Annotated in this window: 21 protein-coding genes; 7 read left to right on the top strand and 14 right to left on the bottom strand. The window is 69.6% G+C overall.

Annotated elements, in window-relative coordinates; genetic code table 11:
• Positions 1-17: 17 nt before the first annotated feature.
• From FB382_RS16105 to FB382_RS16135, 7 genes are read left to right on the top strand one after another with little or no spacing between them, the layout of a single operon-like run.
• Entirely contained in the window at positions 18-2,228 is a 2,211-nt protein-coding gene (locus FB382_RS16105; protein WP_182540756.1) for an acyl-CoA dehydrogenase family protein, read from the top strand.
• Entirely contained in the window at positions 2,221-3,120 is a 900-nt protein-coding gene (locus FB382_RS16110) for an enoyl-CoA hydratase-related protein (protein ID WP_220481387.1), read from the top strand. Before FB382_RS16105 ends, FB382_RS16110 begins: the two co-directional genes overlap by 8 nt.
• A 10-nt stretch (positions 3,121-3,130) precedes the next feature.
• Entirely contained in the window at positions 3,131-4,342 is a 1,212-nt protein-coding gene (locus FB382_RS16115; protein ID WP_220481388.1) for an amidohydrolase family protein, read from the top strand.
• Positions 4,339-5,070 carry an enoyl-CoA hydratase/isomerase family protein gene (locus FB382_RS16120; RefSeq protein WP_343055638.1) on the top strand — a complete coding sequence of 244 codons (732 nt, stop codon included), beginning with the start codon at positions 4,339-4,341 and terminating at the stop codon, positions 5,068-5,070. Before FB382_RS16115 ends, FB382_RS16120 begins: the two co-directional genes overlap by 4 nt.
• Positions 5,067-6,755 carry a class I adenylate-forming enzyme family protein gene (locus FB382_RS16125; protein ID WP_182540758.1) on the top strand — a complete coding sequence of 563 codons (1,689 nt, stop codon included), beginning with the start codon at positions 5,067-5,069 and terminating at the stop codon, positions 6,753-6,755. Before FB382_RS16120 ends, FB382_RS16125 begins: the two co-directional genes overlap by 4 nt.
• Positions 6,752-7,570, top strand: a complete 819-nt coding sequence (locus FB382_RS16130; protein ID WP_220481389.1) for an amidohydrolase family protein — start codon at positions 6,752-6,754, stop codon at positions 7,568-7,570. The genes FB382_RS16125 and FB382_RS16130 overlap by 4 nt, the downstream gene beginning before the upstream one ends.
• On the top strand, positions 7,567-9,225 hold the full coding sequence (locus tag FB382_RS16135; protein ID WP_182540759.1) for an AMP-binding protein: 1,659 nt from the start codon (positions 7,567-7,569) through the stop codon (positions 9,223-9,225). The genes FB382_RS16130 and FB382_RS16135 overlap by 4 nt, the downstream gene beginning before the upstream one ends.
• A 23-nt stretch (positions 9,226-9,248) precedes the next feature.
• Here the strand turns inward: FB382_RS16135 and FB382_RS16140 are convergent, their stop codons facing one another.
• From FB382_RS16140 to FB382_RS16205, 14 genes are all read right to left on the bottom strand, one after another.
• On the bottom strand, positions 9,249-10,235 hold the full coding sequence (locus FB382_RS16140; protein WP_182540760.1) for an NAD-dependent epimerase/dehydratase family protein: 987 nt from the start codon (positions 10,233-10,235) through the stop codon (positions 9,249-9,251).
• Positions 10,236-10,361: 126 nt separating this feature from the next.
• Positions 10,362-11,567 (bottom strand): amidohydrolase family protein, encoded by a 1,206-nt coding sequence (locus tag FB382_RS16145; protein ID WP_182540761.1) that lies wholly within the window; start codon positions 11,565-11,567, stop codon positions 10,362-10,364.
• Between the two features lie 78 nt (positions 11,568-11,645).
• Positions 11,646-12,479 (bottom strand): SDR family oxidoreductase, encoded by an 834-nt coding sequence (locus FB382_RS16150; protein ID WP_182540762.1) that lies wholly within the window; start codon positions 12,477-12,479, stop codon positions 11,646-11,648.
• Positions 12,479-13,246: an SDR family oxidoreductase gene (locus FB382_RS16155; RefSeq protein WP_182540763.1), complete on the bottom strand. Its 768-nt coding sequence runs from the start codon at positions 13,244-13,246 to the stop codon at positions 12,479-12,481. The genes FB382_RS16150 and FB382_RS16155 overlap by 1 nt, the downstream gene beginning before the upstream one ends.
• A gap of 230 nt (positions 13,247-13,476) precedes the next feature.
• On the bottom strand, positions 13,477-14,304 hold the full coding sequence (locus FB382_RS16160; RefSeq protein ID WP_182540764.1) for a hotdog domain-containing protein: 828 nt from the start codon (positions 14,302-14,304) through the stop codon (positions 13,477-13,479).
• Positions 14,301-15,143 (bottom strand): enoyl-CoA hydratase-related protein, encoded by an 843-nt coding sequence (locus FB382_RS16165; RefSeq protein ID WP_182540765.1) that lies wholly within the window; start codon positions 15,141-15,143, stop codon positions 14,301-14,303. Before FB382_RS16165 ends, FB382_RS16160 begins: the two co-directional genes overlap by 4 nt.
• Complete coding sequence (locus FB382_RS16170; protein WP_182540766.1) at positions 15,140-15,964, bottom strand: SDR family oxidoreductase; 825 nt, start codon at positions 15,962-15,964, stop codon at positions 15,140-15,142. Before FB382_RS16170 ends, FB382_RS16165 begins: the two co-directional genes overlap by 4 nt.
• Positions 15,957-17,495, bottom strand: a complete 1,539-nt coding sequence (locus FB382_RS16175; RefSeq protein WP_182540767.1) for a class I adenylate-forming enzyme family protein — start codon at positions 17,493-17,495, stop codon at positions 15,957-15,959. The genes FB382_RS16170 and FB382_RS16175 overlap by 8 nt, the downstream gene beginning before the upstream one ends.
• Entirely contained in the window at positions 17,492-18,136 is a 645-nt protein-coding gene (locus FB382_RS16180; RefSeq protein ID WP_182540768.1) for a hypothetical protein, read from the bottom strand. Before FB382_RS16180 ends, FB382_RS16175 begins: the two co-directional genes overlap by 4 nt.
• Positions 18,133-19,317 (bottom strand): CoA transferase, encoded by a 1,185-nt coding sequence (locus tag FB382_RS16185; RefSeq protein ID WP_182540769.1) that lies wholly within the window; start codon positions 19,315-19,317, stop codon positions 18,133-18,135. Before FB382_RS16185 ends, FB382_RS16180 begins: the two co-directional genes overlap by 4 nt.
• Positions 19,318-20,520 (bottom strand): acyl-CoA dehydrogenase family protein, encoded by a 1,203-nt coding sequence (locus FB382_RS16190; RefSeq protein WP_182540770.1) that lies wholly within the window; start codon positions 20,518-20,520, stop codon positions 19,318-19,320.
• Complete coding sequence (locus tag FB382_RS16195) at positions 20,520-21,989, bottom strand: class I adenylate-forming enzyme family protein (protein ID WP_182540771.1); 1,470 nt, start codon at positions 21,987-21,989, stop codon at positions 20,520-20,522. The genes FB382_RS16190 and FB382_RS16195 overlap by 1 nt, the downstream gene beginning before the upstream one ends.
• Entirely contained in the window at positions 21,986-22,783 is a 798-nt protein-coding gene (locus tag FB382_RS16200) for an enoyl-CoA hydratase/isomerase family protein (RefSeq protein ID WP_246377214.1), read from the bottom strand. Before FB382_RS16200 ends, FB382_RS16195 begins: the two co-directional genes overlap by 4 nt.
• Positions 22,768-23,571, bottom strand: coding sequence for an enoyl-CoA hydratase/isomerase family protein (locus FB382_RS16205; protein ID WP_182540772.1), 804 nt, complete (start codon positions 23,569-23,571; stop codon positions 22,768-22,770). Before FB382_RS16205 ends, FB382_RS16200 begins: the two co-directional genes overlap by 16 nt.
• Between the last annotated feature and the right edge of the window lie 25 nt (positions 23,572-23,596).

A 23,596-nucleotide genomic window follows, 5' to 3' on the forward strand; every position in this document is an offset into this window, starting at 1 on the left:
GAGGAGAGGGCACGTCGATGGATCTCGCGCTTCGCAGCGAGGACGAGGAGCTGGTCGCAGCGTTCGACGCACTGCTGACCAAGAAGTCCTCCACGGCCCGGGTGCGAGAGGTCGAGGCGCTCGGCTTCGATCCGGATCTCTGGTCGGCGCTCACGGCGGCCGGGGTCCCGTCGATGGCCGCCGGCGAGCACTCCGCCGACCTGCGCCAGCTGATCCTGATCGCCGAGCTCGCCGGACGTCACCTGGTCAGCGCGCCCCTCGTCGAGACGCTCGTGACCCGCCGTCTGCTGGCGCACTGCGAGGGGTCCGCGGCCGCCGGGATCGCCGCCCAGGCGGAGAACGGCTCGATCGTCTCCCTGGTCCTGCGCCCGGTCACGGCCGCCTCGAACACCTCCCTGGTCCCGGCCGGGGCCGTCGCCGACGTGGTCGTCGCCATGGTCGACGAGCGCCTCATCGCGGTGGTCTCCCCATCACCGGGGGTTGCGTCACCGAACCTCGGGAGCCAGCCGCTTGCCGACCGCGATCTCGGCGCCGGAGAGACCGTCACCCTCGCGACCGGTGCTGACGCGGCCGCGATCTTCGCCGCCGCCCAGCGCGACTGGCAGCTGCTGACCGCCGCCCAGCTCGTGGGCGTTGCCGCGCAGTCGCTGGAGATCGGCGTCGAGTACGTCAAGAACCGAGTCATCTTCGATCAGCCGGTCGGTGCGTTCCAGACCGTCGCGCACCGGCTGGCGGACCATGTCGCCAGCATCGAGGGAGCACGCCTGCTGGTGCAGCAGGCCGCGTGGTCCGCAGACAACGACCGGCTCGACAGCGTGGCGCACACCAAGATGGCGTTCTGCTTCGCCGCCGACCAAGCGCTCGCCGTCGTCGGCGACTGCCTGCACTACCACGGTGGCTACGGCTTCAGCCTCGAGTACGACATCCAGCTGTACTACCGCCGGGCTCGCGCCTACCCGCTCGTCTGGGGCTCGGTGCGGCGCGAGTACCAGGCACTCGCGGCCGTCCTTTATGACGAGGCACCCGTCCGCCCCGTCGCTTCCCTGCAGCACCGCGGCGACGGGATCGACTTCGACCTCGGCCCCGAGGCGGAGGCGTTCCGCGCCGAGGTGGCCGCTTTCCTCGACGAGCACCTGACGCTCGAGATTCAGCACCGGGTGCGCCAGTCCGGGAGCTATCACGACTGGGACCTGCACCGGGCGCTCGGCGAGAAGGGCTGGATCGCCGCCTCCTGGCCGGCTGAGTACGGCGGCCAGGACCGCGACCCGCTCGAGCTCATGGCGATGCGCGAGGAGATGAAGAAGGTCCACGCGCCGGTCAACGGCCTCGGCACCACACTCCTGGTCGCGCGCGCGGTCCGCGAGTTCGGCTGCGAGGAACTGCGCAACGACATCGTCCCCCGGGCGATCGCCGGCGAGATCCTGCTCTGCCTCGGTTACAGCGAGCCGCAGGGCGGCTCGGACGTCGCTTCGGCGAGGACCCGTGCGGTCCGCGACGGCGAGGACTGGGTGATCAACGGGCAGAAGGTCTTCACCACGCTCGCCGAGACCGCCGACTACGTCTTCCTGCTCACCCGGACCAACACCGAGGTGGCCAAGCACCAGGGCCTCACGATGTTCCTGGTGCCGCTGGACGCCGCAGGCGTCCAGGTCGACGAGATCCGCACCCTCAGCGGCGAGCGCACCAACCAGACCTTCTACGCCGACGTCCGGATCCCCGACACCAACCGGGTCGGTGAGGTCGACGGCGGCTGGCAGGTGCTGATGGCGGCCCTGGCCTACGAGCGAAGCGGCGTGGGCGAGGACCCCCGCACCTACCGCCGCCTGGTGGAGGCCGTGACGGCAAACGGGACGCTCGACGACCCCGTCGTCCGCGAGCCCCTCGCCCGGCTCGCGATCGACACCGAGGTCTCCAAGCTGCTCGGCCGGCGCAGCTGCTGGGTCGAGACCAGCGGCCGGATCCCGACGATGGAGGGCTCGATGCACAAGCTCTTCCACGCCGAGTCCCGGATCCGCTCCTCCACGATCCTGCTCGACCTGCTCGGCACCGAAGGCCTTCGCGAGGAGATCGACCCGCTCGCCCCCGGCGGGGGCGAGCTCGTCCAGGAGTTCCGGCACGCCGTCATCCTCTCCATCTACGGCGGCGCCAGCGAGGTCCAGCGACGGATCCTCGCCGAACGCCACCTCGGCCTGCCTCAGCCCATCCAGAAGAAGGACCGCCGTGACTGACGAGCAAGACAGGGACGACCGCGTCATCCTGGACCGCGACAAAACGAACGGCATCGGCCGGATCACCCTCAACAGGGCGGACCGGCGCAACTCCTACGACCCACCGATGCGCCGCCAGGTAGCCGCGTACCTTGACGATCTCGCCGAGGACGACGACATCAAGGTCGTCCATCTGCGCGGTGTCGAGGGGGTCTTCAGCACCGGGGCAGACATGGGCAACGCCTACGCCTGGTACGGCCAGGGCGCCGACTCGCGCAGCAAACGCCGTCCCAGCCAGCGCCGCCGGCTGACCGTGGACAGGGAGACGTTCGAGTTCTACCACCGCTTCCAGGGCTACCCGAAGGTCACCGTCGCCCAGGTCGAGGGGTTCGCCCTCGGCGGCGCCTTCGAGCTCGCCCTGATGGCCGACATCTCGGTGATCGGCCGCGGTGCCAAGGTCGGGATGCCGGCCACCCGGTTCCTCGGCCCCGCCCTCGGCAACGTGCACCTGTTCTTCCACCGGCTCGGACCGGTGCTGGCGAAGCGGATGCTGCTGACCGGGGACCTGCTCACGGCCACCGAGCTCGAGGGGCTCGGCGTCTTCACCGAGACCGTCGACGACGACGAGGTGGGTGCGCGTGCCGACTGGTGGGCTCGGAAGGCATCGCGGATGCCCGGCGACGGCATTGCCATCGCCAAGGAGACCTTCGCCCTGATCGAGCACCTCCAGGGGTTCCAGGGCGAGGAGTTCGTGAGCCCGTTCGTGCACGCCTACGGCACGAACCTGCAGTTCCAGCCCGGCGAGTTCAACTTCGTGAAGACCCGTGCCGAGCACGGCAACAAGGGCGCCTTCACCCTGCGCGACGAGCACTTCGACGTTCCCTACCCGCTCCCCGAGACCGAGAGCTACTGAGGAGACCGACATGCCCATGGATCTCAATGGCAAGCCGTTCCTGGCGTTCGACGCCGACAACCACTACTACGAGACCATCGACGCCTTCAGCCGTCACCTCGACAAGAGGTTCCGTCGCCGCGGCGTCCAGGTCGTCCAGGCCGGAGACCGGCCGATGGTCCTGATGGGTGAAAAGGTCAGCAGGTTCATCCCGAACCCGACGTTCGACCCGGTGCTGAGACCCGGCGCCCTGGACCCCTACTTCCGCGGCGAGATCCCCGAAGGCGTGGACCCCGACGACCTGCGGATCGTCGAGCCCATCCACGACGAGTACCGCGACCGCGACGGACGCCTGGAGCAGATGGACGCCCAAGGCCTGGCGGCGATCCTGCTGTTCCCGACGATGGGCTGCGGCGTCGAGCAGGCGCTGCGCGCCGACGTGCCAGCCATGGTGGCCACGGTCAAGGCGTTCAACCGCTGGCTCGAGGAGGACTGGGGTTTCGCCTACGAGGGCCGCATCTTCGCCGCCCCGATCATCTCCTTCGCCGACGTCGAGGAGGCGCTGCACGAGATCGACTACGCGCTGGAGCGCCAGGTGCGGGTGGTCTGCGTCCGACCGGCCCCGGTGCCCGGCGAGAACGGCCAACCGGCGCGCTCGCTCGGCGACCCGGCCCACGACCGGATCTGGGCGAAGCTCGCCGAGGCAGGCGTACCGGTCGCCTTCCACCTCTCCGACTCCGGCTACACCGGCATCTCGGCGATGTGGGGCGGCCCTGCCGACTTCGACCCGTTCCACATCGACCCGTTCACCAAGCTGGTGATCAGCGACCGCGCCATCCACGACACGATCGGCTCGCTGATCGTGCACGGCGTGTTCAACCGGCACCCCACGCTCAAGATCGCCAGCATCGAGAACGGCGCCCAATGGGTGCCGCTGCTCAAGAACCGGCTCAAGAAGCTCGCCAACCAGCAGCCGAAGCACTTCACCTTCGACCCGGTGGCGCAGCTGGTCGAGCACGTCTGGGTGGCGCCGTACTTCGAGGACGACGCGGCGGAGCTGGCCGAGCACATCGGCGTCGAGCGGGTGCTGTTCGGATCGGACTGGCCGCACGGCGAGGGCCTGGCGGAGCCGACCGACTACACCAAGGAGCTGGGCGGATTCGACGACGCCGGCGTTGCCAGGGTCATGCGCGACAACGTGCTCGACCTGCTCGGCATGACCGCGGCCGACATCCCGTCGTGAGTGTTACGTCGGTCCGGTACGAGCCAGGGCGGATCGCCCGAATCGTGTTCGACCAGCCGGGCAAGAAGAACGCGATCGATGCGCCCGGCTGGGAGGTGCTCGCGAAGGCGCTGGTGGACTTCGAAGCCGACCGCGCCGCACGGGTGCTCGTCCTCACCGGAGCGGAGGGCGAGTTCTGCTCCGGCGCCGACCTCGGAGGCGGCATCACGGGATCGGCCGAGTCGGTCGCGAGCAAGCTCCGCGAGGTCGGCGACATCATCGCCCGGCTGCACGCGATGCCGAAGCCGACGCTGGCCGTCGTGCCCGGCGTGGCGGCCGGAGTCGGGCTGAGTCTCGCCCTCTGCTGCGACGTCGTGGTCGCTGCGGACCGGGCGCGCTTCGGCGCGATCTTCGCCCGGGTCGGACTCACCCCGGACGGCGGCGCGAGCTGGCTGCTGCCGCGGCTGGTCGGTGCTGCCCGCGCCAAGGAGCTGGTCCTCACCGGCCGGGTCATCGACGCGACCGAGGCGGACCGGATCGGCCTGGTCAACCGGGTCGTCGCGACCAAGGACCTGGTCACCATCGGTGACGACCTCGCCGAGCAGCTGGCTGCCTGTTCTCCCGTCGTGGCCGCGGAGTCACTCGCCCTTCTCGACGCGTCGTGGACCCGCACCTTCGACGAGGCCCTGGCCGCCGAGGTCGATGCCCAGCAAGCCGCCGTCGCCGCCCGACCCGGGAAGGACTCATGACGACCGACCTGAGCGGTGACCTGATCAGAACCACCTTCCCGAACGCGTCCGCATCCGAGTTCGGACGATCGCTGATCGCTCCGGGCGGGGCGTTCGAGGTCGTCGAGGAAGACGTCCTCGGCGAGCGGGTCGCGGTCTTCAAGAACCGCGCCGGCTCGGTCTTCCAGATGATCGCCGACGCGACCGCGGCCTTCGGTGACCACGAGTACCTGGTCGACGACGACCGACGGCTCACCTACGCCGAGCACCTCGACGCCGTCGCCGCACTGGCCGGGCTGTTGCGCGAGGACTACGGCGTCGCGCCCGGTGACCGGGTCGGCATCCACGCCGCCAATTCGATGGAATGGGTGATCACCTTCTGGGCAGCGCTGGCCGCCGGGGCGGTGCCCACGCTGATGAACAGCTTCTGGAGCGACCCCGAGCTCCGGATCGGTCTCGACCTGACCACGCCAGCGGTGGTGCTGACCGACAGCCGTCGGGCCGAGCAGCTCGCCAGGGTCGCTCCCGAGATCCCCGTGGTCGAGCTCGAGGGCGCGCTCTACGCGCGGATCACGAGCACGCGAGCCACCCTCGATCCGGTCGCACCGAAGGGCGAGGACCAGGTCGCCCTGCTGATGTTCACCAGTGGCACCACCGGGCGACCCAAGGCCGTCGCGCACAGCCACCGCTCGGTGCTGGGCACCATCCAGTGCAACCGGTTCAACACGCTGCTCCGGATGGGTGCTCTTCCCTCGTCCCCACCGCCCGCTCCGCGTGCGCTGATCGCGCCTCCGCTCTTCCACCTCTCCGCGGTGTACGGCGCGGTGCTGATGTTCCTCGGCGCCGGCGGCACCATCGTGCTGCGGCCGGGTCGGTTCGACGAGCGCCGCACGATGCAGGCGATCCAGGACGAGAAGGTCACCGTCTGGCTCTCCGTGGGCAGCGCTGCCCCCCGCGTCGCCGCGCATCCGGAGCGGGCGTCGTACGACCTGTCCAGCCTGACCTCCGTCGTGGTCGGCGGTGCACCTCTGAGCCCCGCCATCAAGCAGGAGCTATGCGCCTCGTTCCCGACCGCGGCTGCTGCCGGAGGCCTGAGGATGGGCTACACCAGCAGCGAGGGAGGCAGCATCGTCGCCAGCATCGGCGGCCCGGCGTTCGCCGAGCACCCCGAGTCCACGGGCCCGATCCAGGACGGCCTCCAGGTCTCGATCCGCGACCACGACGGCAACGTGCTCCCGCCCGGCGTCGAGGGTCTGATCCACGTCAGGAGCGCGTACACGATGCTCGAGTACCACGGCGATGCCGCCGCGACGGCCGGGGTCTACGGACCCGGCCGCTGGCTCTGCATGGGCGACATCGGCCGGATCGAGAACGGCTTGCTGTACGTGAACTCCCGGGCCCGCGACCTGATCTTCGTCTCCGCCGAGAACGTCTACCCCTCCGAGGTGGAGAACCGGCTCGAGGAGCATCCGGAGGTGATGGAAACCTGCGTCGCCGGGGTCGACCACCCGGTCACGGGGCAGGCGGTGAAGGCGTTCGTCGTCCTCGCCGAGGACTCGACCCTCACCGAGGCCGACCTCGCGGCGCACTGCCGTGGCGGCCTGCCGCCGTACAAGGTGCCGACGTCGTGGGACCTGCGCACCGAGCGGCTGCCGCGCAACCCGGCCGGCAAGATCCTGCGCAACGTCCTCGTGGAGGGCTCGTGAGCGTCACCGACTGCCTGATCAACGTCGACTTCGCGGATCGCAGCCATCCGGACTGGATGAACAGCGTCAAGGACGAGTACTTCCACGGCGGTGACGACTTCCTCGCGAGCTCGGAGCTCAGCGCACTGCTCGAGGAGATGGACGAGCACGGCGTCGACCGCGCGATCATCCTGACGCCGCTGTTCGAGCCGTCCCCGCGTGCTCTGGCCTACTGCGAGAAGTACCCGGAGCGGTTCGCCCTCGGCGCCATCAAGCTCGACCTCCTCCGCCCGATGCCGACGCTGCGCGAGCTGGACGGGTTTCGGAGGAACCACCCGGTCGCCTACGCCCAGGTCGGACCGGCCTTCTGGGGAGACGGGCAGTACCCGCCCAGTGACGCGGTCTACTACCCGTTCTACACCAAGTGCGCGGAGTGGGAGCTGCCGCTGGCGCTGGCCACCGGACTTCCTGGCCCGCCGATCGCCGGCGAGGCACAGAACCCGATCCACCTGGACCGGGTCTGCCAGCGGTTCCCGGAGCTCAAGCTGGTGATGCACCACGGCGCCGACCCGTGGTGGGACGTGGCGATCCGGCTGATGATCAAGTATCCGAACCTGCGCCTGATGACGTCAGCCTGGGCGCCCAAGCGGCTGCCCGACCAGCTGCTGCACTTCATGCGCACGCGCGGCAAGGAGAAGGTCATGTTCGCCTCCGACTCCCCCGTGCTCAGCATCAGCCGGTGCGTGAGTGAGGCGCGGGAGCTCGATCTGCCCGACGACGTGCGCGACGCATGGCTTGGCGGGAACGCGGACTCGTACTTCGGATGGGGATCATGAGCAAGCACGCCGACCTCGCTTCCCGCTGGGGGCTGCGCCGAGTACCCACGCCCCTCGCCGATCGCTACCTCGCCGAGGGTCTGTGGGACGACCGCACCCTGGGCGAGATTCTGACGACGGGGCTGGCGCAGCATCCGGAGCAGGTCCTCAACGTGCACTCGAAGATCCGCCCCTCCCGTGGCACCTACGCCGAGGTCGAGCTCGAGGCCCGGAGGTTCGCCGCCGGGCTGGCCACCCGCGGCATCGGACCGGGCGACGTGGTCGCCTGCCAGCTGCCGAACTGGCGCGAAGCCGTCGCGGTGGTGTGGGGAGCGACCTTCCTCGGCGCGGTGATCGTGCCGATCGTGCACTACTACGGTCGCAGGGAGGTCGACTACATCCTCGAGCGCACCGACGTCAGGGCCTTCGTCGCGACCGCACGGTTCGGCCGACTGGAGTTCCTGGCCGATGCGGCGGACCGCCCCACGTTGAAGACGCTGGACCTGTTCGCCGTCGTCGGCGCCGAGGACAGCGACCTTCCGGAGGGAGCCGTCCACTACGACGACCTGCTCGCCGAGGCGCCGTACGTCGGCGTCGCCGCGGTCGCCCCGGACGCTCCCGCCCTGGTCGCCTACACCTCCGGCACCACGGCGGAGCCCAAGGGCGTCGTGCACTCGCACCGGACGCTGGGCGCGGAGATCCGGCAGGCAGCGACACTGGTCTCGACCGCGCAGGGAAAGCTGACACCGGCCCCCATCGGTCACTTCGGCGGCATGCTCACAGGAGCCTTCGTGCCCGTCACGCAGGGGGTCCCGATCAACTGGCTGGATGCCTGGGACCCGGACTTCGTGCTGGAGTTGATGCTCACCGAGCAGATCACCGCCGGGTCCGGCGCAACGTTCTTCCTGACCAGCCTGCTCGACCACCCAGGTCTGACCCAGGCCCACCTGGACCTGATGCGCAACATCAGCCTGGGCGGCGCGGCCGTCCCGAACGCTGTCGCCCGGCGAGCGACCGACAGCGGGATCGTCCTGACCCGGAACTATGGCTCCAGCGAACACCCCACGATCACCGGCAGCAGGCACGGCGACCCGGAACGCGGTCGGATCACCACCGACGGGCGGCCGTTGGCCGGCGTGGAGATCCGGATCGTCGATGACGAGGGCAACGACGTGCCGGCCGGCGTGCCGGGCGAGATCCTCAGCCGCGGCCCGGACTGCTTCGTCGGCTACACCGACGCGGCGCTGACCCCGAAGGCGGTCGACGCCGAGGGCTGGTACGGCACCGAGGACATCGGCGTCCTCGACGCGAACGGGTTCCTCAGCATCACCGACCGCAAGAAGGACATCATCATCCGGGGCGGCGAGAACATCAGCGCCGCCGAGGTCGAGGAGGTCCTCGCCGGACTGCAGGAGATCGCCGAGCTCGCGATCGTCGGAGCCCCCGACGAGAAGTACGGCGAGCACGTGGCCGCCTTCGTCCGGCTCCGCGACCCTGCTCGGCCGTTGCGGGTCGAGGAGCTCCGCGCCGCCGCCGCCCAGGCGGGCCTCGGTCGGCAGAAGTGGCCCGAGGACCTGCACCTGGTCGACGACTTCCCGCGGACGCCGTCGGGGAAGATCAAGAAAAGGGAGCTTCGGGACCGGCTGCGCAGTGGAGGTACCGATGTCAGCACGTGAGCCCGACCAGTGGTCGAGCGCGGTCAGCGAGGCTCGTTGAACCAGCGCACGCCGGCCCGGATCGCGTCCGGCGTCGGGCCCGGCTCCCAGCCGAGCTCTCGGCTCGCCTTGCCGTGGTCGAGCGCGGACTGGATGTGCATCAGCCGGACGCTGGTCGGAGTGATCACCGAGTCCCTGCCAACCACCCGCGAGGCGGCTCCGCCGATGGCACCGATCACCCGCATCAGCGGGAGCGAGAGACCTAAGCGGGGCGGGGTCACACCCCCTTCGTCGGCCGCGATCGCGAGCAGGTCCTGAATCGTCAGGTAGCGCTCCGAGATGATGTAGCGCTCGCCGACCTTGCCCTTCTGCTCGGCCATCAGGAAGGCCTCCGCAGCGTCCTCGATGCCGACGACCTCCATCGACGCTCCCCTGACATAGCCGGCCATCTTGCCGCGCGAGGCCATCATGACCATCTTCCCGTGAGGCGTCGGGCCATGGTCGCGTGGACCGTACGTGGTCCCGACGTTGAGCACCACGGCGGGGAGGGCGCGATCGCGTGCCGCCTCCAGCACCAGGTTCTCCGCCTGGACCCGAGTCTCGATGTAGGGACCACCGAGGTGCGTCCAGGTGTGAGGGGTCTCCTCGTCCGCCAGACCCTGCTCGACGATGCCGATGGTGCCGACCGTGCTGCAGAAGACGAACTTCGGTACCCCGACCTCGACGGCGACGTCGAGCACTCCGCGCAGCGCCTCGACGTTGGTCGCGAACAGCGGCGTGGAGTCCCGCAGCCAGGCACGGGTGTCGACGATGCAGTAGAAGACCGTGTCCACGCCGATCATCGCGGCCCGCAGCGCGTCGATGTCGTCGAGGTTGCCGAAGCGTGGCTCGACCTCGAGGTCCGCGATGTTGACGTTCGAACTCGTGCGACGCAGCCACACCCGGACCTGATCGCCCCGCTCGACGAGCTTGCGGGTGACGTGTGAGCCGAGAAAGCCGTTGGCCCCCATCACGAGCTTGGTCCCGGTCATGTTGACCCGGCCTCGGCGAGGTCTCGGGTCCAGGTGGCGTCGGAGACGATTGCGCGCACCTGCTCCGGCGACGCTCGGACCACGGCCGACGCGGAGAGACGCTCGTCCTGCTGGAGAGTGGGCACCTCAGGCCGGGATCTTGTGCTCCAGCTCGATGCCGAGGAGGCCGGCGATGTTGCCGCCCATGACCTTCTGGACATCGGACTCGGGCATGAGGGGGTCGAGAAACTTCTTGAAGCCGAGCGGCTCGGCCATCCCCTCGGGGTGCGGATAGTCCGACCCGAAGAGCACGTGGTCGGCGCCCATGGCCTCGATCAGCTCGATCGGGTTCTCCTCGAAGAACGGGTGGATCCAGAAGTGCTTCTTGAAGGTGTCCACCGGGTTCTCGTTGTAGAGCCCGCTGTTGATGCCGTAGGACCGGTTCAGGTCGTGGATCAGTCCCGGAACCCAGGAGCTGCCGTTCTCGATGATCGCGACGTTCAGGTTCGGGAACCTGTCGAAGAGGCCGTGGCAGATCATCGCCGCGATGGTGTCGCAGATGTCACGGTGACCCATCACCAGGTTGCGCAACGGACTGGGCTTGAAGGCGTCCCACTCGTCCATGGGCTCCCAGGCGTCGACGTACTTGATGTAGCCGGTGTCGGAGGCGTGGATCGTCACCGGGACGCCGGCCTTCTCGACCTCGGCCCAGAACGGGTCGAACTCCGGCAGCGCCATCGACCGGGTGCGGCCGTTGAGACCGGGGACCGGAGCCGGCCGGATCAAGAAGGTCTTCATCCCGCGCTCGAGGCACCAGTGGAGCTCCTTGATCGCCTCCTCGACGATCGGGAGCGTGATCACCGGGGTGGCGAAGATCCGCTCTTCGTAGTTGAAGCTCCAGTGCTCGTGCATCCACTCGTTGAGCGCGTGGATCATCACGTGGGTCAACTGCGGGTTGGACGCGCTGCGCTCCTCGATCAGGCTGGCCAGGGTCGGGTACATGGTCGCGTAGTCCAGCCCGAGCTCGTTCATCAGCTCCAGGCGCGGGGCCGGGTCGCGGAACGACGGCGGCGACGGGATCGCGTCACCGATGAACTCACGGAAGGAGAGCATGTCCGGATTGTTGCCCTGGAAGTACGCCTCGGCACTGCCCGGCGCCGCCACCTTCTCGAAGGTGGGGTTCGGGATCATGTTCGAGATCTGGCCGTTGATCAACAGCTTCTTGCGCCGGTTGACCTCGACGATCGCGATCGCGTCCTGGTGCTCCTTGGGCAGGAACTTCGTCAGCGCGTCCTGGGTCTCGTACATGTGGTTGTCGGCGTCGAACACCGGGAAGCTCAGCGGGGTCGTCATCGGTCGACTTCCTTCGTTCAGATCGAGTGTGTACCTGGCATGGAGAATACCGTTCTCGGTGATTGTTGACTAGGGTTCTCAGCCATTGACGGTCGCGGGCCTCTGCGCCCATTCCGCGGCCCGGCGCTTGACGTTCATCGCGCCGTTCCAGCCGCCGTCGGTCCACAGGACGGTGCCTGCCACGTAGCCCGACCGCGGACTGCCCAGCATCACCACCGGCCAGGCCTGTTCGTCCGCGGTCGCGTACCGGCCGACCGGACCCATCGAGGTGTCCACGACCTCCTTGGTGGCGAAGTCCTGGAAGGCCGGCATCATCGCGGTGTCGGTCGGACCGGGGTTGATGCAGTTGATCCGGATCCCGTCCGCGGCCAGGTCGGCGTACCACCAGGAGACCCAGGCGTCGGTGGTCCACTTGGAGAAGAGGTACCCGCTCCAGTTCCACTTCTCCTCGTTGGCCAGGAGCCACTCGACCGCAGCCTCGAAGCTGTCAGTCGTGATCAGCTCGGTGAGCAACGGGACCTGCTTCTCCCAGCCGCGCGCGGCCGAGGAGGAGATGCACGTGATCGCCGAACCGGGCGGCATCAAGGGCACGAGCCGTTCGGCCAGGTGCCGGGCCCCGACGAAGTTGACCAGCATCGTGTCCAGCTCACTGAACGGCGGACCGGGCAGACCGGCGCAGCTGAACAGCCCGTCGACGGGTCCGTCGATGGCCGCCGCGGCTGCGTCGATGGAGTCGGGGTCGCGCAGGTCGACCTCGATCGACCGCTCCACCGCCACCTCGGTCGGCTTGATGTCCAGCGCGGTCACTCGAGCGCCGAGCTCGGTCAGGATCCGCGCGGTGGCGGCACCCATCCCCGATGCGGCGCCGGTGACGACGACCTGCTTCCCTGCGTAGCCGAGCACGTCTTCCATCAGCTGCTTCCTTCTGTTGTGCGCGGAGCCGATCGTGGGGTCAGCGCGAGGTGGGGGATTGAGCTGCTCGGACCGAGCCTCAGTACGGCGTCGACGGCGTGCACGAGATCGTCCGGATCGACCAGGTCACCTGTCATGTAGCCGCGGCGGATCCAGTCGTGGATGCCGGCGGTGAGGACGGCCTGGTCCTCCTGGCTGCCGAACTGGGTGCCGGACTCGCCGGGCCCGCCGGCGCACTCGCCGACCGCGATCCGGGTGAAGCCGACGTCCGGGTGCTCCCAACGCCACGCTTCGACCATCTTGTCGAGCGCGGCCTTGGTGGCGACGTAGGAGCCGATCAGCGACCACGGCGGCGTGAGCGAGGCAGAGATCGAGGAGAGGTAGATCGCCGTGCCGCGGGACTTCTCGAGGTACGGGAGGGTCTGCGCGGTCACCCGCGCCGCGCCGGTCACGTTGGTCGCAAAGGCATCCGCCCACCGGTTCGCCCCCACGTCGCGCAGCGCCCCGACGGTCATCAGTGCCGTGGAGTAGACGACACCGTCGATGCCGCCCAGGGCTACCGCCGCCTTCTCGACGGCCGCCGCCACCGACTCCTCGTCGGTCACGTCGCAGGCAAGCGCCACCGCGCCGTCGCCGGCCTCCTCGACCGCGCGCTCGAGCCGGTCCAGACGACGCGCGAGCAACGCCACCCGCGCGCCGCGCTTTGCCAGACCGACACCGATGCAGCGGCCCAGGCCGCTCGAGGCTCCCACGACTACAACACGCATCCGGCGAATGTACTTGGCGAGAATCATATTCTCAACTTGTGCAACCTTGCTTCCCGCCTGGCGAGATGGCACCCATGAGGCGATATCGCTCCGGCCGTGGAAGGCCCCGCTGCCTGAGAGCGGGCCGAGCGCCGGGCTGCTCGACTTCGACTTCACCCGTCCGACGATCCACGCCAAGCTCCCGGGCGCCCCAGCACCATCAGGGACTGCGGCAGGTCGACGGGCTGGGCTCAGGCCTGGGTCGTGACCGTGGCGAGGGTGAGGAGGCGGTTTTCGTCGCCGGCGTCGAGCAGTCGCACATTCACCACGCTGTGGTCCGGGGCACGGCGGACGACAGCGCTGCGGGTCCGCAGCGGACCCACACGCACCTGGGCGAGGAAGTGCAGCTGCATGTCCACGGCCTCCTGGCCGGGCGCCACCGAGAGCGCCGCGAGCTCGGCGAGCGCGGCCTGGGCGCCGCCTGTGACGGTGCCGATCGAGTTGACCACGTATGGAGAGCAGTCGATCTCCACCGCTCCGGCCGCGAGGACGCGCGCGCCCAAACGGTCGTAGACGGGGGAGGTCGCGGTCGCGTCACCGACGGTCCGACGGACCTCGCCGATCCAGTCACCGGGGCTGTAGTGGTCCATCCCCGGAGCCGCCAGCCGGGTCATCCGGGCGAAGGTGACCAGCCCGGTGGCCGCGGCGACGAGCGCTCCACGGTCGATCGTCGCGGCCAGCTCGTCCAGGTCGTCGCAACCGTTGCCGTCGTACACGTTGGTGCCGACGACGACACCGGAACTGCCGACTCGGGTCAACCGTGCGTCGACCACGACGGGGCCAACAGTCACGGGTGCTGCGGTGTGCAGGACCAGGTCGCGAGTCGCCAGCCAGTCGTCCGGGCACGACGCCATCGCCGGATCGGAGGTGACGATGTCGACCAGGGTTACCAGGACGCCGAGCGCAGCGCTGCCGCAGCCGTTTCGGACCAGATCGCTGACCGGGGCGGTCAGGACGGCGCGGCTCTTGTCGAGCAGGACCTGGGCGGTGCCGAGGTCACGGAGGAAGTGCGAGTTCACGGCGGCTCCTTGCCCCACCAGGGGAAGAAGTCCGGCAGGTCGCTGCTCACCCGGCCGGGGAAGTTCGCCGGCCGCTTGCCGAGGAAGGCAGCGATGCCCTCGCGCGCGTCCGCCGCCCCACCGAGCGCCTGCATGGCCGCTGAGCCGACCTGGTGCGCCGGTAGGGGCGTGTCCTCCGCGGCGAGCCGCCGCATCATCTGCCGGGTCAGCGCCACCGCGACCGGCGCGGCGTTGTCGACGATCTCGCGCGCCAGGGCGTACACCGCGGGCAGCAGGTCCGCGCTGTCGTGGACCGAGCGGAGCAGACCGCCGGCCAGCGCCTCGGTCGTGTCGAACCTGCGCCCGGTGAGGGTCCACTCGAGGGCCTGCTGCTGGCCGACCAGGTTCGGCAGGAACCAGCTCGACGCTGCCTCAGGCACGATCCCGATGCGGGTGAAGCCGAACGCGAACTGCGCGTCCTTCGACGCCAACCGGAAGTCCGCGGCCAGCGGAAGTGTCGCGCCGATGCCAGCCGCGGAGCCGTTGAACGCGACGATCACCGGCTTGAGCAGGGCGTGCAGTCGCAGCGCGAGCACGCCTCCCGGGTCGACGTGCTCGACGTCCCCGGGATAGGCGAACCGGTCGCCCCCGCCGCTCACGTCGGCGCCCGCACAGAAAACACGGCCGGCGCCGGTGATGACCAACACTCGCACCGCGTCGTCGCCGTCCACGCCGTCGAAGGCGCTGAGCAGCTCGCGGCCCATCTGTGGGGTGTAGGTGTTGAGCGCGTCCGGGCGGGCCAGGGTGATCGTCGCGATCCCGTCGGCGACGTCGTAGGCGATCTGTTCGTACTCGCTCATCGCGGGTCCACGTAGAGGTCGAGTGTCGGCTGATCGGTGCCGCCGTAGATCGACAGGTCGATGATCCCGGCGTCTCTCAGGACGTCGACGTCGATCAAGGCCTGTCCGTTGTAGCAGCCGCGAGGCGCAGCCAGCATCGCCACCGCCGCGTCCGCCATGATCCGCGGGTCACGCGACTTGGCCACCGCCTCATCTCCGCCGAGCAGATTTTTCACCACTGTGGTGGCGATCCGCGTCTGGGGCCACAGACAACTGGCGTCGATGCCGTCCAACTCTGCGGCCCAGCCGAGAGTCAGCACGGTCATCGCGTACTTCGTCATCGTGTAGGCCGGGAACCGGCCCAACCAGTGCGGGGCCAGGTTCAGCGGCGGTGACAGGGTCAGGATGTGCGCCTCTGCGGCGTCTCGCAGGGCGGGGAGGCACGCCTGGGTCAGGCTGAAGGTCCCACGTATGTTGACGTCGGCCATCAGGTCGTAGCGTTTCAGCGACAGGTCGGCGGTCGAAGTCTGCGACATCGCGCTGGCGTTGTTGATCACCACGTCGATGCCGCCGAACTCGTCATGGGCGCTGGCCGCGGCGCGTGCGCAGTCGTCCTCGCTGCGCACATCACCGAGCACCGCGATCGCCCGACCCCCAGCCGCCTCGATCTCCGCAACGGCGGTGTGGATCGTGCCCGGCAGGCGCGGGTGGGGAGCATCGGTCTTCGCCAGCAGGACCGCGTTCGCGCCCTGTTCGGCGGCAGCGAGCAGGATCGCCAACCCGATGCCGCGACTTCCGCCGGACATCACGATCGTTCGCCCCGCCAGCGCGTCCTCAGCCACCGAACATCTCCTTCACCCGCGTCATGTCGACCTTGCCGCTGGACCGCAACGGCACTTCCGTCCTGGCGATCGAGCGCACCACCTTCGGGATCTTGTACGACGAGAGCAATGGCGAGAGCAGCCCGCGGAGCACGTCGGCGTCCGGTGCGGGCCGCTCGGTGAGCAGCAGCGCCGCGACCACGTGACCCTTCCCGGGATCCGGCAGCCCGAACGCGATCGAGTCCAGCCCGGTAGCGGCGAGGATCGCGTCACGCACCTCTGCCGGAGAGACGTTCGCACCGGCTGTCTTGATCATGTCGTCGCCGCGACCGTGGAAGTACCAGTGGTCGCTGTCGTCGCGGTGCACCAGGTCACCGGTGTGGAACCAGCCTTCAGCGTCGAAGGCCTCGCAGCGCTCGCGCCCGTAGTAGCCGAGCATCATCGCCGGTCCACGGAGCCAGAGCTCGCCCCGCTCGCCGGTCGCGACGTCCGTGCCGGTGGTCCGGTCGACGATCCTGGCTTCCAGATCGGGCGTCGGACGACCGAAGGAGCCTCGCAGGTGCTCGGGCAGGTCGGCCTCGGCTTCGGCCGCGGTCCCGGTCATCACCACGCTGCCGCCCTCGGTCATGCCGAGCATGTTGGTGCGCAGGGCAGGATCGGCCGGGACCGACTCCGCCGGCATCAGTGCGTAGAGGTTGCCGCGCGTCATCGTGGAGAGGTCACGCCCGGGGAAGCTCGGATCGGCGGCCAGCGCGGTGGCCGAGACGGCGTATCCGTTGCACATCGTCGGCTGCTCGCGTTCGAGCAGGTCCAGCACCTTCGCGGGGTCGCCCTCCTGCGAGCAGAGCACGGTCGCGCCGGCGACCAGGGTGCCGAGGAAGGTGTACGCGAAGCCGCCGATCCAGAAGAACGGGGAGTTGGAGAAAAGGATCTCCCCCGGCCGGTAGTTGCGCAGGTCATTGAGGACGACCAGATGGTCCAGCAGCCCACTGTGCGAGTGCACCACACCCTTGGGCGCCGAGGTCGAGCCCGAGGTGTGCACGATGACGACCGGGTCGGCAGGGCGCACCCGGTCCTCGGCCGCGGCGAGCAGCTCGTCGCTGACCGGGGCCTCGGCCAGGACCTCGTCAGTGAAGACGGTCCGCTGTAGCGCCGGCGCCAGCACCGAAGGAGGCTCGCCGACCGCCGCACCTAGCAGCTCGTCGAAGGCGCGACCGCGCACGCTCCTGGCCGCGAGCAGGAGCCGGGTGTCCGAGCCATCGACCAGCGTGCGCAGCTCGGCGACCGAGGAGAGCGTGCTCAACGGGACCGCGACCGCACCGATCCGCATGATCGCCACGGCCGCGACCGCGAAGTCCGCCCCGTTGGGCATCAGCAGTGCGACGTGGGTGCCGTGCCCCGCACCGGCCGCTAGAAGGGCCTTCGCTGCCTCAGCCGAGCGGCGTTGGAGCTCGCCGTAGGTCAGCCGCTCCTCGTCGCAGATCAGGAAGACGGCGTCGGGGTCCACCTCGACGCGCTGCCGCAGCACCGCGCCGACGGTCCGCGGACTCATCCGGACCTCCGTTCAGCAACGGCCGGGCTCTCGCGCTCGATGAGGGCGGCGTTCGTGGTGGCGGAGCAGAGCAGGTCCTCGCCGTGCAGCAGCCGGACCTCGGAGCAGACCACGCGGTCGGTCACCTCGCGGGTGATCTCGAACGCCAGGTCCACCAGCAGTGGTGTGGGTCTTCGATAAGAGATGTCGAAGTCGCGGGTCGCCCCGGAGACCCCGAGGGCGCAGTTGTGGTGCTGGACGACCTCGTCGAAGAAGACCGCCAGGAACCCGCCGTTGACGCACCCCGCCGGGCCCTCGTACGCGATCGGGAAGTTGACGGTGCCGCATGCTCGCTCGGCGCTCTTCACGGCGATCGTGTAGACCGGGAACATCGGGTTGAAGGCCCCGATGTCACGGCAGTGGTCGACGAACACCCGACCGTCGCTGTGGACCCGCTCGCCGACCCGCGGGTGCATCGCCGCCGGCACCAGTCCGGCCAGCTCGTCGCGAGCTCGTTCCAGGACGCCGAGCAGCCCGTCGAGAACCGGGCTCCCCTGCTCCAGGCTGAGCACCTGCGCGGTGACCTCGCGGACCACCGCGGCGAAACGCTCCTGCTCGGGCAGTGGCTTGACGCCCCACTCCATCGGGTGCGCGGAGCTCACACGATCCCCCGTGCGCGCAGGCCGGCGACCTCGGTGGACCCGATGCCGACCTCGGCGAGGATCTCGTCGGTGTGCTCGCCGAGCAGCGGTGCGCGGCGCCGGATCGTGCCCGGTGTCGCAGACATCCGGAACGGCGTCTCGATGATCGGCACTGGCTTGGCTGCCCCGGGGAAAGGCACCCGGTGCAGGTAGCCCATCGTCGCGATGTGCGCGTCCTCGAGCACGTCGGCGGTGGAGTGCAACGGCGCGGCTGGGAGCTTGAACGACTCCATCAGCCCGAGCGCCTCGGCCTTGGTCTTGTCCCGGCACCAGCCGGCCATCAGGTCGTTGAGGACGTCGCCGTTCTCCCAGCGCAGGTCGTCATCGGCGAAGCGCGGGTCGTCGAACAGGTCGAGCCGGTCGACCAGTCGGCACCACCGCTTGAACATCGGCTGGCCGGCAACCTGGAGCAGCACCCAGCCGTCCTTGACCGCGAACAGGTCGCACGGCGCGACGGAGGTGCCGCGGTTGCCCATCCGGGGCTTGTCGGTCCCGAGCAGCTCGCGCTCAATCAGGAACGCGTTGGAGAGCATCAGAGCGGTCGGCAGCAGCGCCGACTCCACGTGCTGGCCCTGGCCGGTGCTGCGGTGGTGGAAGAGCGCCATCATCACGCCGATGGCCATGGTCATCGCGGTGCCGAAGTCGGCGTAGGGGACGACCGTGCGGATCGGCTGGTCGGCGAGGCCCTGCCGGGCGGTAGCGCCGGACATCACCTGTCCGGCGCCGTCGAACCCGATCCGGTGGCTGTAGGGGCCGCCCTCGCCGTACGCCGTCGCAGTGGCCAGGATGATGTCGGGCTTGATGGCGCGCAGGGTGTCGTAGTCCAGGCCGTTGGCGCGCAGACCGACCAACGGCATGTTGGCGATGACGATGTCGGACTCCGCGACCAGCCGGCGGGTGATCTCGAGGCCCTCGGGTGTGGTGGTGTCCAGTGTCAGCGAGCGCTTGTTCCGGTTGCACTGCAGGAAGGTGCCGCCCTCGCCTCCCGCGGTCACGGCCTGGACCCAACGGTCCTCGCCGCCTTCGCGCTTCTCGACCCTGATCACGTCCGCACCCATGTCGGCCAGGATCGCGCTGCACCAGGGCGCGGCGATGAACCTGCCGAAGTCGAGGATCTTGATCCCGTCGAGCACGCCTCCCACTCAGGCCCCCTTGGGGAGCCCGAGAATGCGCTCGGCGATCAGGTTGCGCTGGATCTGCGATGTTCCTGCGGCGATCGTGGTGTGCAGCCACCAGAGGTAGTCGTGCACCAACCCGCCGGTGTCGGTGCCGGCGACCGGCGAACCGCCGATGGAGGGCCGGCCGGCCACCCGGACGAAGAGGTCGGCGATGTCCTGGACGAGCTCGGAGTAGCGCAGCTTCACCGCTGAGCCGAACTGCGCCGGCACCCCGGTGCGCTCCACCTCGGCGATGGAGAGCTGGGTCATCCGCCACAGTGCGGTGACCTCCGCCGCCATCGCCCCGACGTCACGGCGCAGTCCCGCGTCCTGCCAGGCGGTCTCGGACCCGACGTAGCGCTGCTTGGCCAGGGCCACCAGCGCGTGCAGGGTTTCCCGCATCTCGATGGTGTGCGAGGCGAAGGCGGTTCCGCGCTCGAAGCGCAGGGTGACGTTGGTGACCCGCCACCCGTCGTTCTCCGCACCCACGAGGTTCGCCACCGGCACCCGGACCCGGTCGAGGTAGATCTCGCAGAAATGGTCGTCGTTGTCGATCGTCTGCAACGGCCGAACCTCGATGCCCGGCAAGGACATGTCCAGGATCAACCAGCTTATGCCCGCGTGCTTGGAGGCGCCGGGGTCGGTCCTGACGAGCAACTCGCAGTAGTCCGCCACCTGGGCACGCGTGCTCCAGATCTTGTGGCCGGTGACCAGGAAATGAGGTCCGGACTCGTCGTCCACGAGCTCCGCGCGGGTGCGCAACGAGGCCAGGTCCGAGCCGGCCTCGGGCTCGGAGAAGCCCTGGCACCAGACGTCCTGGCCGGTCAGGATCCGCGGCAGGTGGAAGGCACGCTGGGCCGGTGTGCCCTCGGCGATCAGCGTCGGACCGGCGTGCCGGGTGCCCACGAACATCGTGCCCGGAGCGGGTGCGCCGGCGCGGGCGTACTCCTCGAAGTAGACGAGCTGGTGGCCCAGCGGTGCGGCCCTCCCACCGAACTCGCTCGGCCAGTTCATCCCGGCGTACCCGCCCTCGAAGAGGCGGTTCTGCCAAGACGCGTCATAGGCACGGCGGGCGGCCCAGTCGTGCTCGGTCGGAGGCGGACCCTGTTCGACCAGGGCGGTCGCGAACCAGTCGCGAATCTCGGCCCGGAAGGCGTCGTCCGAAGCAGTGGGCAGGAAGACGGACATCAGGACTCCTCGGAGATCAGGGCACGGGCAGCGGTGAGGTCGACCTTCCCGGAGGCGGTGCGCGGCAGCACGTCGACGATCTGAAGCAGGGCAGGCATCTCGTAGCGGGCCAGACGCGGCGCGATGTCGGCGAGCAGGTCCTCGACGCTCCGCTGGTGTCCGTGACGGAGCTCGACGAGCGCGACCGGGATCTCTCCCAGCCGGTCGTCGGGCACCCCGAAGACGGACGCGGCGCGCACTGCGGACAGCTGCTCGAGGGCCGAGCGGACAGTGTCGGGCTGGACCTTGAAACCGCCGCGGATGATGGTCTGGTCGGCGCGACCGAGGATCCAGAGGAACCCGTCGGCGTCGATCCGCGCCAGGTCCGTGGTCCGCATCCAGGCCGCGTCGGGGCCGAACTGGGCCGGACGCACCTCGAGCAGGCCGGTGACATCGGCGCCGAGGTCGGTGCCGTCCTCGTCCACGACCCTCAGGCCACACCCGGCGTGCGCGCGGCCGACGCTGCCACGCTTGGTCGGGGCGTATCTCTGGTGGTCCCTGAGGTTCCAGCCGGCGACACCCCCGCCGAACTCGGTGGCCGCGTACGACGTGAGCACCGGGACCCCGAACCGCTCGGCGAACGCGTCCGCGTCGACGGGGTCGAGGGGCGCCGTCCCCGAGGTCACCGAGAGCAACGACGCCAGGTCGTCGCGGGTGAGGTCGGACTCGAGCACCATCCGCAGCGCGGTGGGCACCAGGCTCGCGGTCTTGGGCCGGTGCCGACGGACGGCGTCGGCCCAGAGCGCGACGTCGAAGCGCGGGAGCAGCGCGAACGACCGGCCGTCCAGCACGCACTGGAGGGTGCGGAAGACGCCGCTGAGGTGGACCAGCGGCGAGTTGACGATGGCGACGCCCCGGCGCAGCGTGGGCGCGGTCTCGGACGAGGACTCGTAGTGCTTGGCGCCGGCCAGCGTGCGCAGCAGGACCTGCGCACTCAACTCGATCCGCTTCGGCGGGCCGGTGGTGCCGCTGGTCAGCATCAGCACCGCAACTCCCGGACGCGGGGTCGACCGCGCGACGCTCACTCCCCCAGCCACGCCGCCGGGGCCTAAGGCGAGGCGCGGCAGGCCGAACGTCCTGTCGGTGAATTCCGCGAGGTCCTGGCCGTTGCCGATCAGCAGGTCCAGGTCCAGCGCCGCGAGGTCGGCGCGGACCCGGTCGCCGCCCAGGCTGGGGTTGATCGTGACGACGCAGCAGTCGGCGAGCAGCACGCCCAGGACCGCGGCGACGTGCTGCGGGGTGTTGCGCAGCAGGATCCCGACCGGGGCTCCCGGGCTCGGCAACCGGGTCGCGACAGCGCGGGCCATCTCGGCGATCCGCCCCCAGGTCCACCACTCGCCGTCGAACTCGATCAGGTTGGCCTGTGGGTCGAGCGCCATCACGTGCCGCAGCCGCTCGGCAACCAGGTTGCTCTCGGTCGTCGAGGTCATCGGCGCTCTCCCGTGCCCTTGCGCATCCCCTCACGCGTCACCTGTGCCATCCCGATCGGGTTTCCGATCCGGGTGTAGGCAAGACCCTGCTCGACGGCGACCCGATACGGCTTGTCGAGCGACTCCCAGATCGCCCGGACGGTCCCCTGGGTGGCGGCCGACGGCTTCGCGGCGATCCGGGTGGCGAGCGCGTCGGCGCGGGCCCACAACTGGTCGCGGTCGGCGACGACCTCGGAGACCAGACCGATCCGCAGCGCGGTCGTAGCGGTGACCCGCTCGTCGTTGCCGGCCAGAGCGATCCGCAGCGTGTCGCCGAGGCCGATCCTTCGCATCAGGCCGATCGGCTCGATCGCGGAGACCATCCCGAAGGTGACGTGAGAGTCGAAGAACGTCGCGTCCTCAGAGCAGAGCACCACGTCGGCCTCGTTGAGGAAGTAGAACGCACCCGCGGTGCACATCCCCTGGACCGCACAGACGACCGGTTTCCAGAGCTTCTGCCACTTCGGGCTGAGCAGCTCACCGGGGTCCTCGTGGTTCCAGATGTCGTCGGGCTGGCCGTAGCTCTCCTGGACGTCGAGGCCGGCGCAGAAGGCCTTGTCACCGGCTGCACGAAGGACGACGGCGTGCACGGTCTCGTCGAACTTGAGCCGGTGCCAGACCCGCGCGACCTCCTCGCACATCTGCCGGTTGAAGGCGTTGAGACGGTCCGGCCGGTTCAAGGTCACGGTCGCGACGTGCGTCTCCGTGTCGATGTCGAGGAGCAGGGTGCCGTACTCGCTCATCTGCACTGCCATTCCGGGGCGCGCTTCTCCACGAACGCCTTCGGCCCCTCCAGCGCGTCCTCGGTGCGGGTGACCCGCTCGCGGTAGGTCTCCGCGAGCAGCTCAGCCTCGTAGACGGGGAGCGCGAGTCCCTTGCGGATGGCCATCCGGGTGCCCCGCACGGCCAGCGGCGCATTCCTGTTGACCATCCGGGCGATCTCCCGGGCGCGGTCGGGAAGCTCGTCGACGGGCACCAGCTCGGTGATCAGACCCAGGTCGTAAAAGCGTTGGGCGGAGAGCCGTTCCTGCTTGCCCATCAGCGCGAACCTCATCGCCACGTTCAGGGGCAGCACCCGGGCGTACCGGACGGCCTCGCGCGCCGAGACCAGCCCGATCGAGACATGAGGGTCGAGGAACTCGACGTGGTCCGCGGCGATCACGACGTCGGCTGTGGAGAGCAGATCCATGCCCGCGCCGGCGCACAGCCCCTGGATGGCGGCGACCACCGGCTTGGTCATCGTGCGGAACGGCGGGCTCGCCTCCTGCGGGGCGTCCCACTGTTCGTGGGTCGAGAGATACGCCTCTTCGTAGACGACCTGGCCAGTGCCGGGGATGTCACTGACATCTGCTCCGGTGCAGAACGCACGACCGACCCCGGTGACGATGACGATCCACACTTCGGGGTCCGCCTCCGCCGCGGCGTAGGCGTCCTTGAGCTCGCGCGCCATCAGCGGGCTGATCGCGTTGAGAACCTCGGGACGGTTCAGCGTGATCGTGGCGATCCGCTCACTGACGTCGTACAGGATCGTCTCGTAAGTCATGCTCACGTCCCCTCGCTGGGCGGCA

This window comes from Nocardioides ginsengisegetis (genome assembly GCF_014138045.1).
Classification (GTDB): Bacteria; Actinomycetota; Actinomycetes; order Propionibacteriales; family Nocardioidaceae; genus Nocardioides; species Nocardioides ginsengisegetis.

What these genes read in the sequence shown, in the direction of transcription:
- FB382_RS16155 (WP_182540763.1), bottom strand. Translation starts at nt 13,246, where the DNA reads ATGCGTGTTGTAGTCGTGGGAGCCTCGAGCGGCCTGGGCCGCTGCATC.
- FB382_RS16135 (WP_182540759.1), top strand. Translation starts at nt 7,567, where the DNA reads ATGAGCAAGCACGCCGACCTCGCTTCCCGCTGGGGGCTGCGCCGAGTA.
- FB382_RS16165 (WP_182540765.1), bottom strand. Translation starts at nt 15,143, where the DNA reads ATGAGCGAGTACGAACAGATCGCCTACGACGTCGCCGACGGGATCGCG.
- FB382_RS16195 (WP_182540771.1), bottom strand. Translation starts at nt 21,989, where the DNA reads ATGACCTCGACGACCGAGAGCAACCTGGTTGCCGAGCGGCTGCGGCAC.
- FB382_RS16205 (WP_182540772.1), bottom strand. Translation starts at nt 23,571, where the DNA reads ATGACTTACGAGACGATCCTGTACGACGTCAGTGAGCGGATCGCCACG.
- FB382_RS16145 (WP_182540761.1), bottom strand. Translation starts at nt 11,567, where the DNA reads ATGACGACCCCGCTGAGCTTCCCGGTGTTCGACGCCGACAACCACATG.
- FB382_RS16105 (WP_182540756.1), top strand. Translation starts at nt 18, where the DNA reads ATGGATCTCGCGCTTCGCAGCGAGGACGAGGAGCTGGTCGCAGCGTTC.
- FB382_RS16200 (WP_246377214.1), bottom strand. Translation starts at nt 22,783, where the DNA reads ATGGCAGTGCAGATGAGCGAGTACGGCACCCTGCTCCTCGACATCGAC.
- FB382_RS16140 (WP_182540760.1), bottom strand. Translation starts at nt 10,235, where the DNA reads ATGACCGGGACCAAGCTCGTGATGGGGGCCAACGGCTTTCTCGGCTCA.
- FB382_RS16115 (WP_220481388.1), top strand. Translation starts at nt 3,131, where the DNA reads ATGCCCATGGATCTCAATGGCAAGCCGTTCCTGGCGTTCGACGCCGAC.
- FB382_RS16175 (WP_182540767.1), bottom strand. Translation starts at nt 17,495, where the DNA reads ATGAGTCCGCGGACCGTCGGCGCGGTGCTGCGGCAGCGCGTCGAGGTG.
- FB382_RS16125 (WP_182540758.1), top strand. Translation starts at nt 5,067, where the DNA reads ATGACGACCGACCTGAGCGGTGACCTGATCAGAACCACCTTCCCGAAC.
- FB382_RS16150 (WP_182540762.1), bottom strand. Translation starts at nt 12,479, where the DNA reads ATGGAAGACGTGCTCGGCTACGCAGGGAAGCAGGTCGTCGTCACCGGC.
- FB382_RS16190 (WP_182540770.1), bottom strand. Translation starts at nt 20,520, where the DNA reads ATGTCCGTCTTCCTGCCCACTGCTTCGGACGACGCCTTCCGGGCCGAG.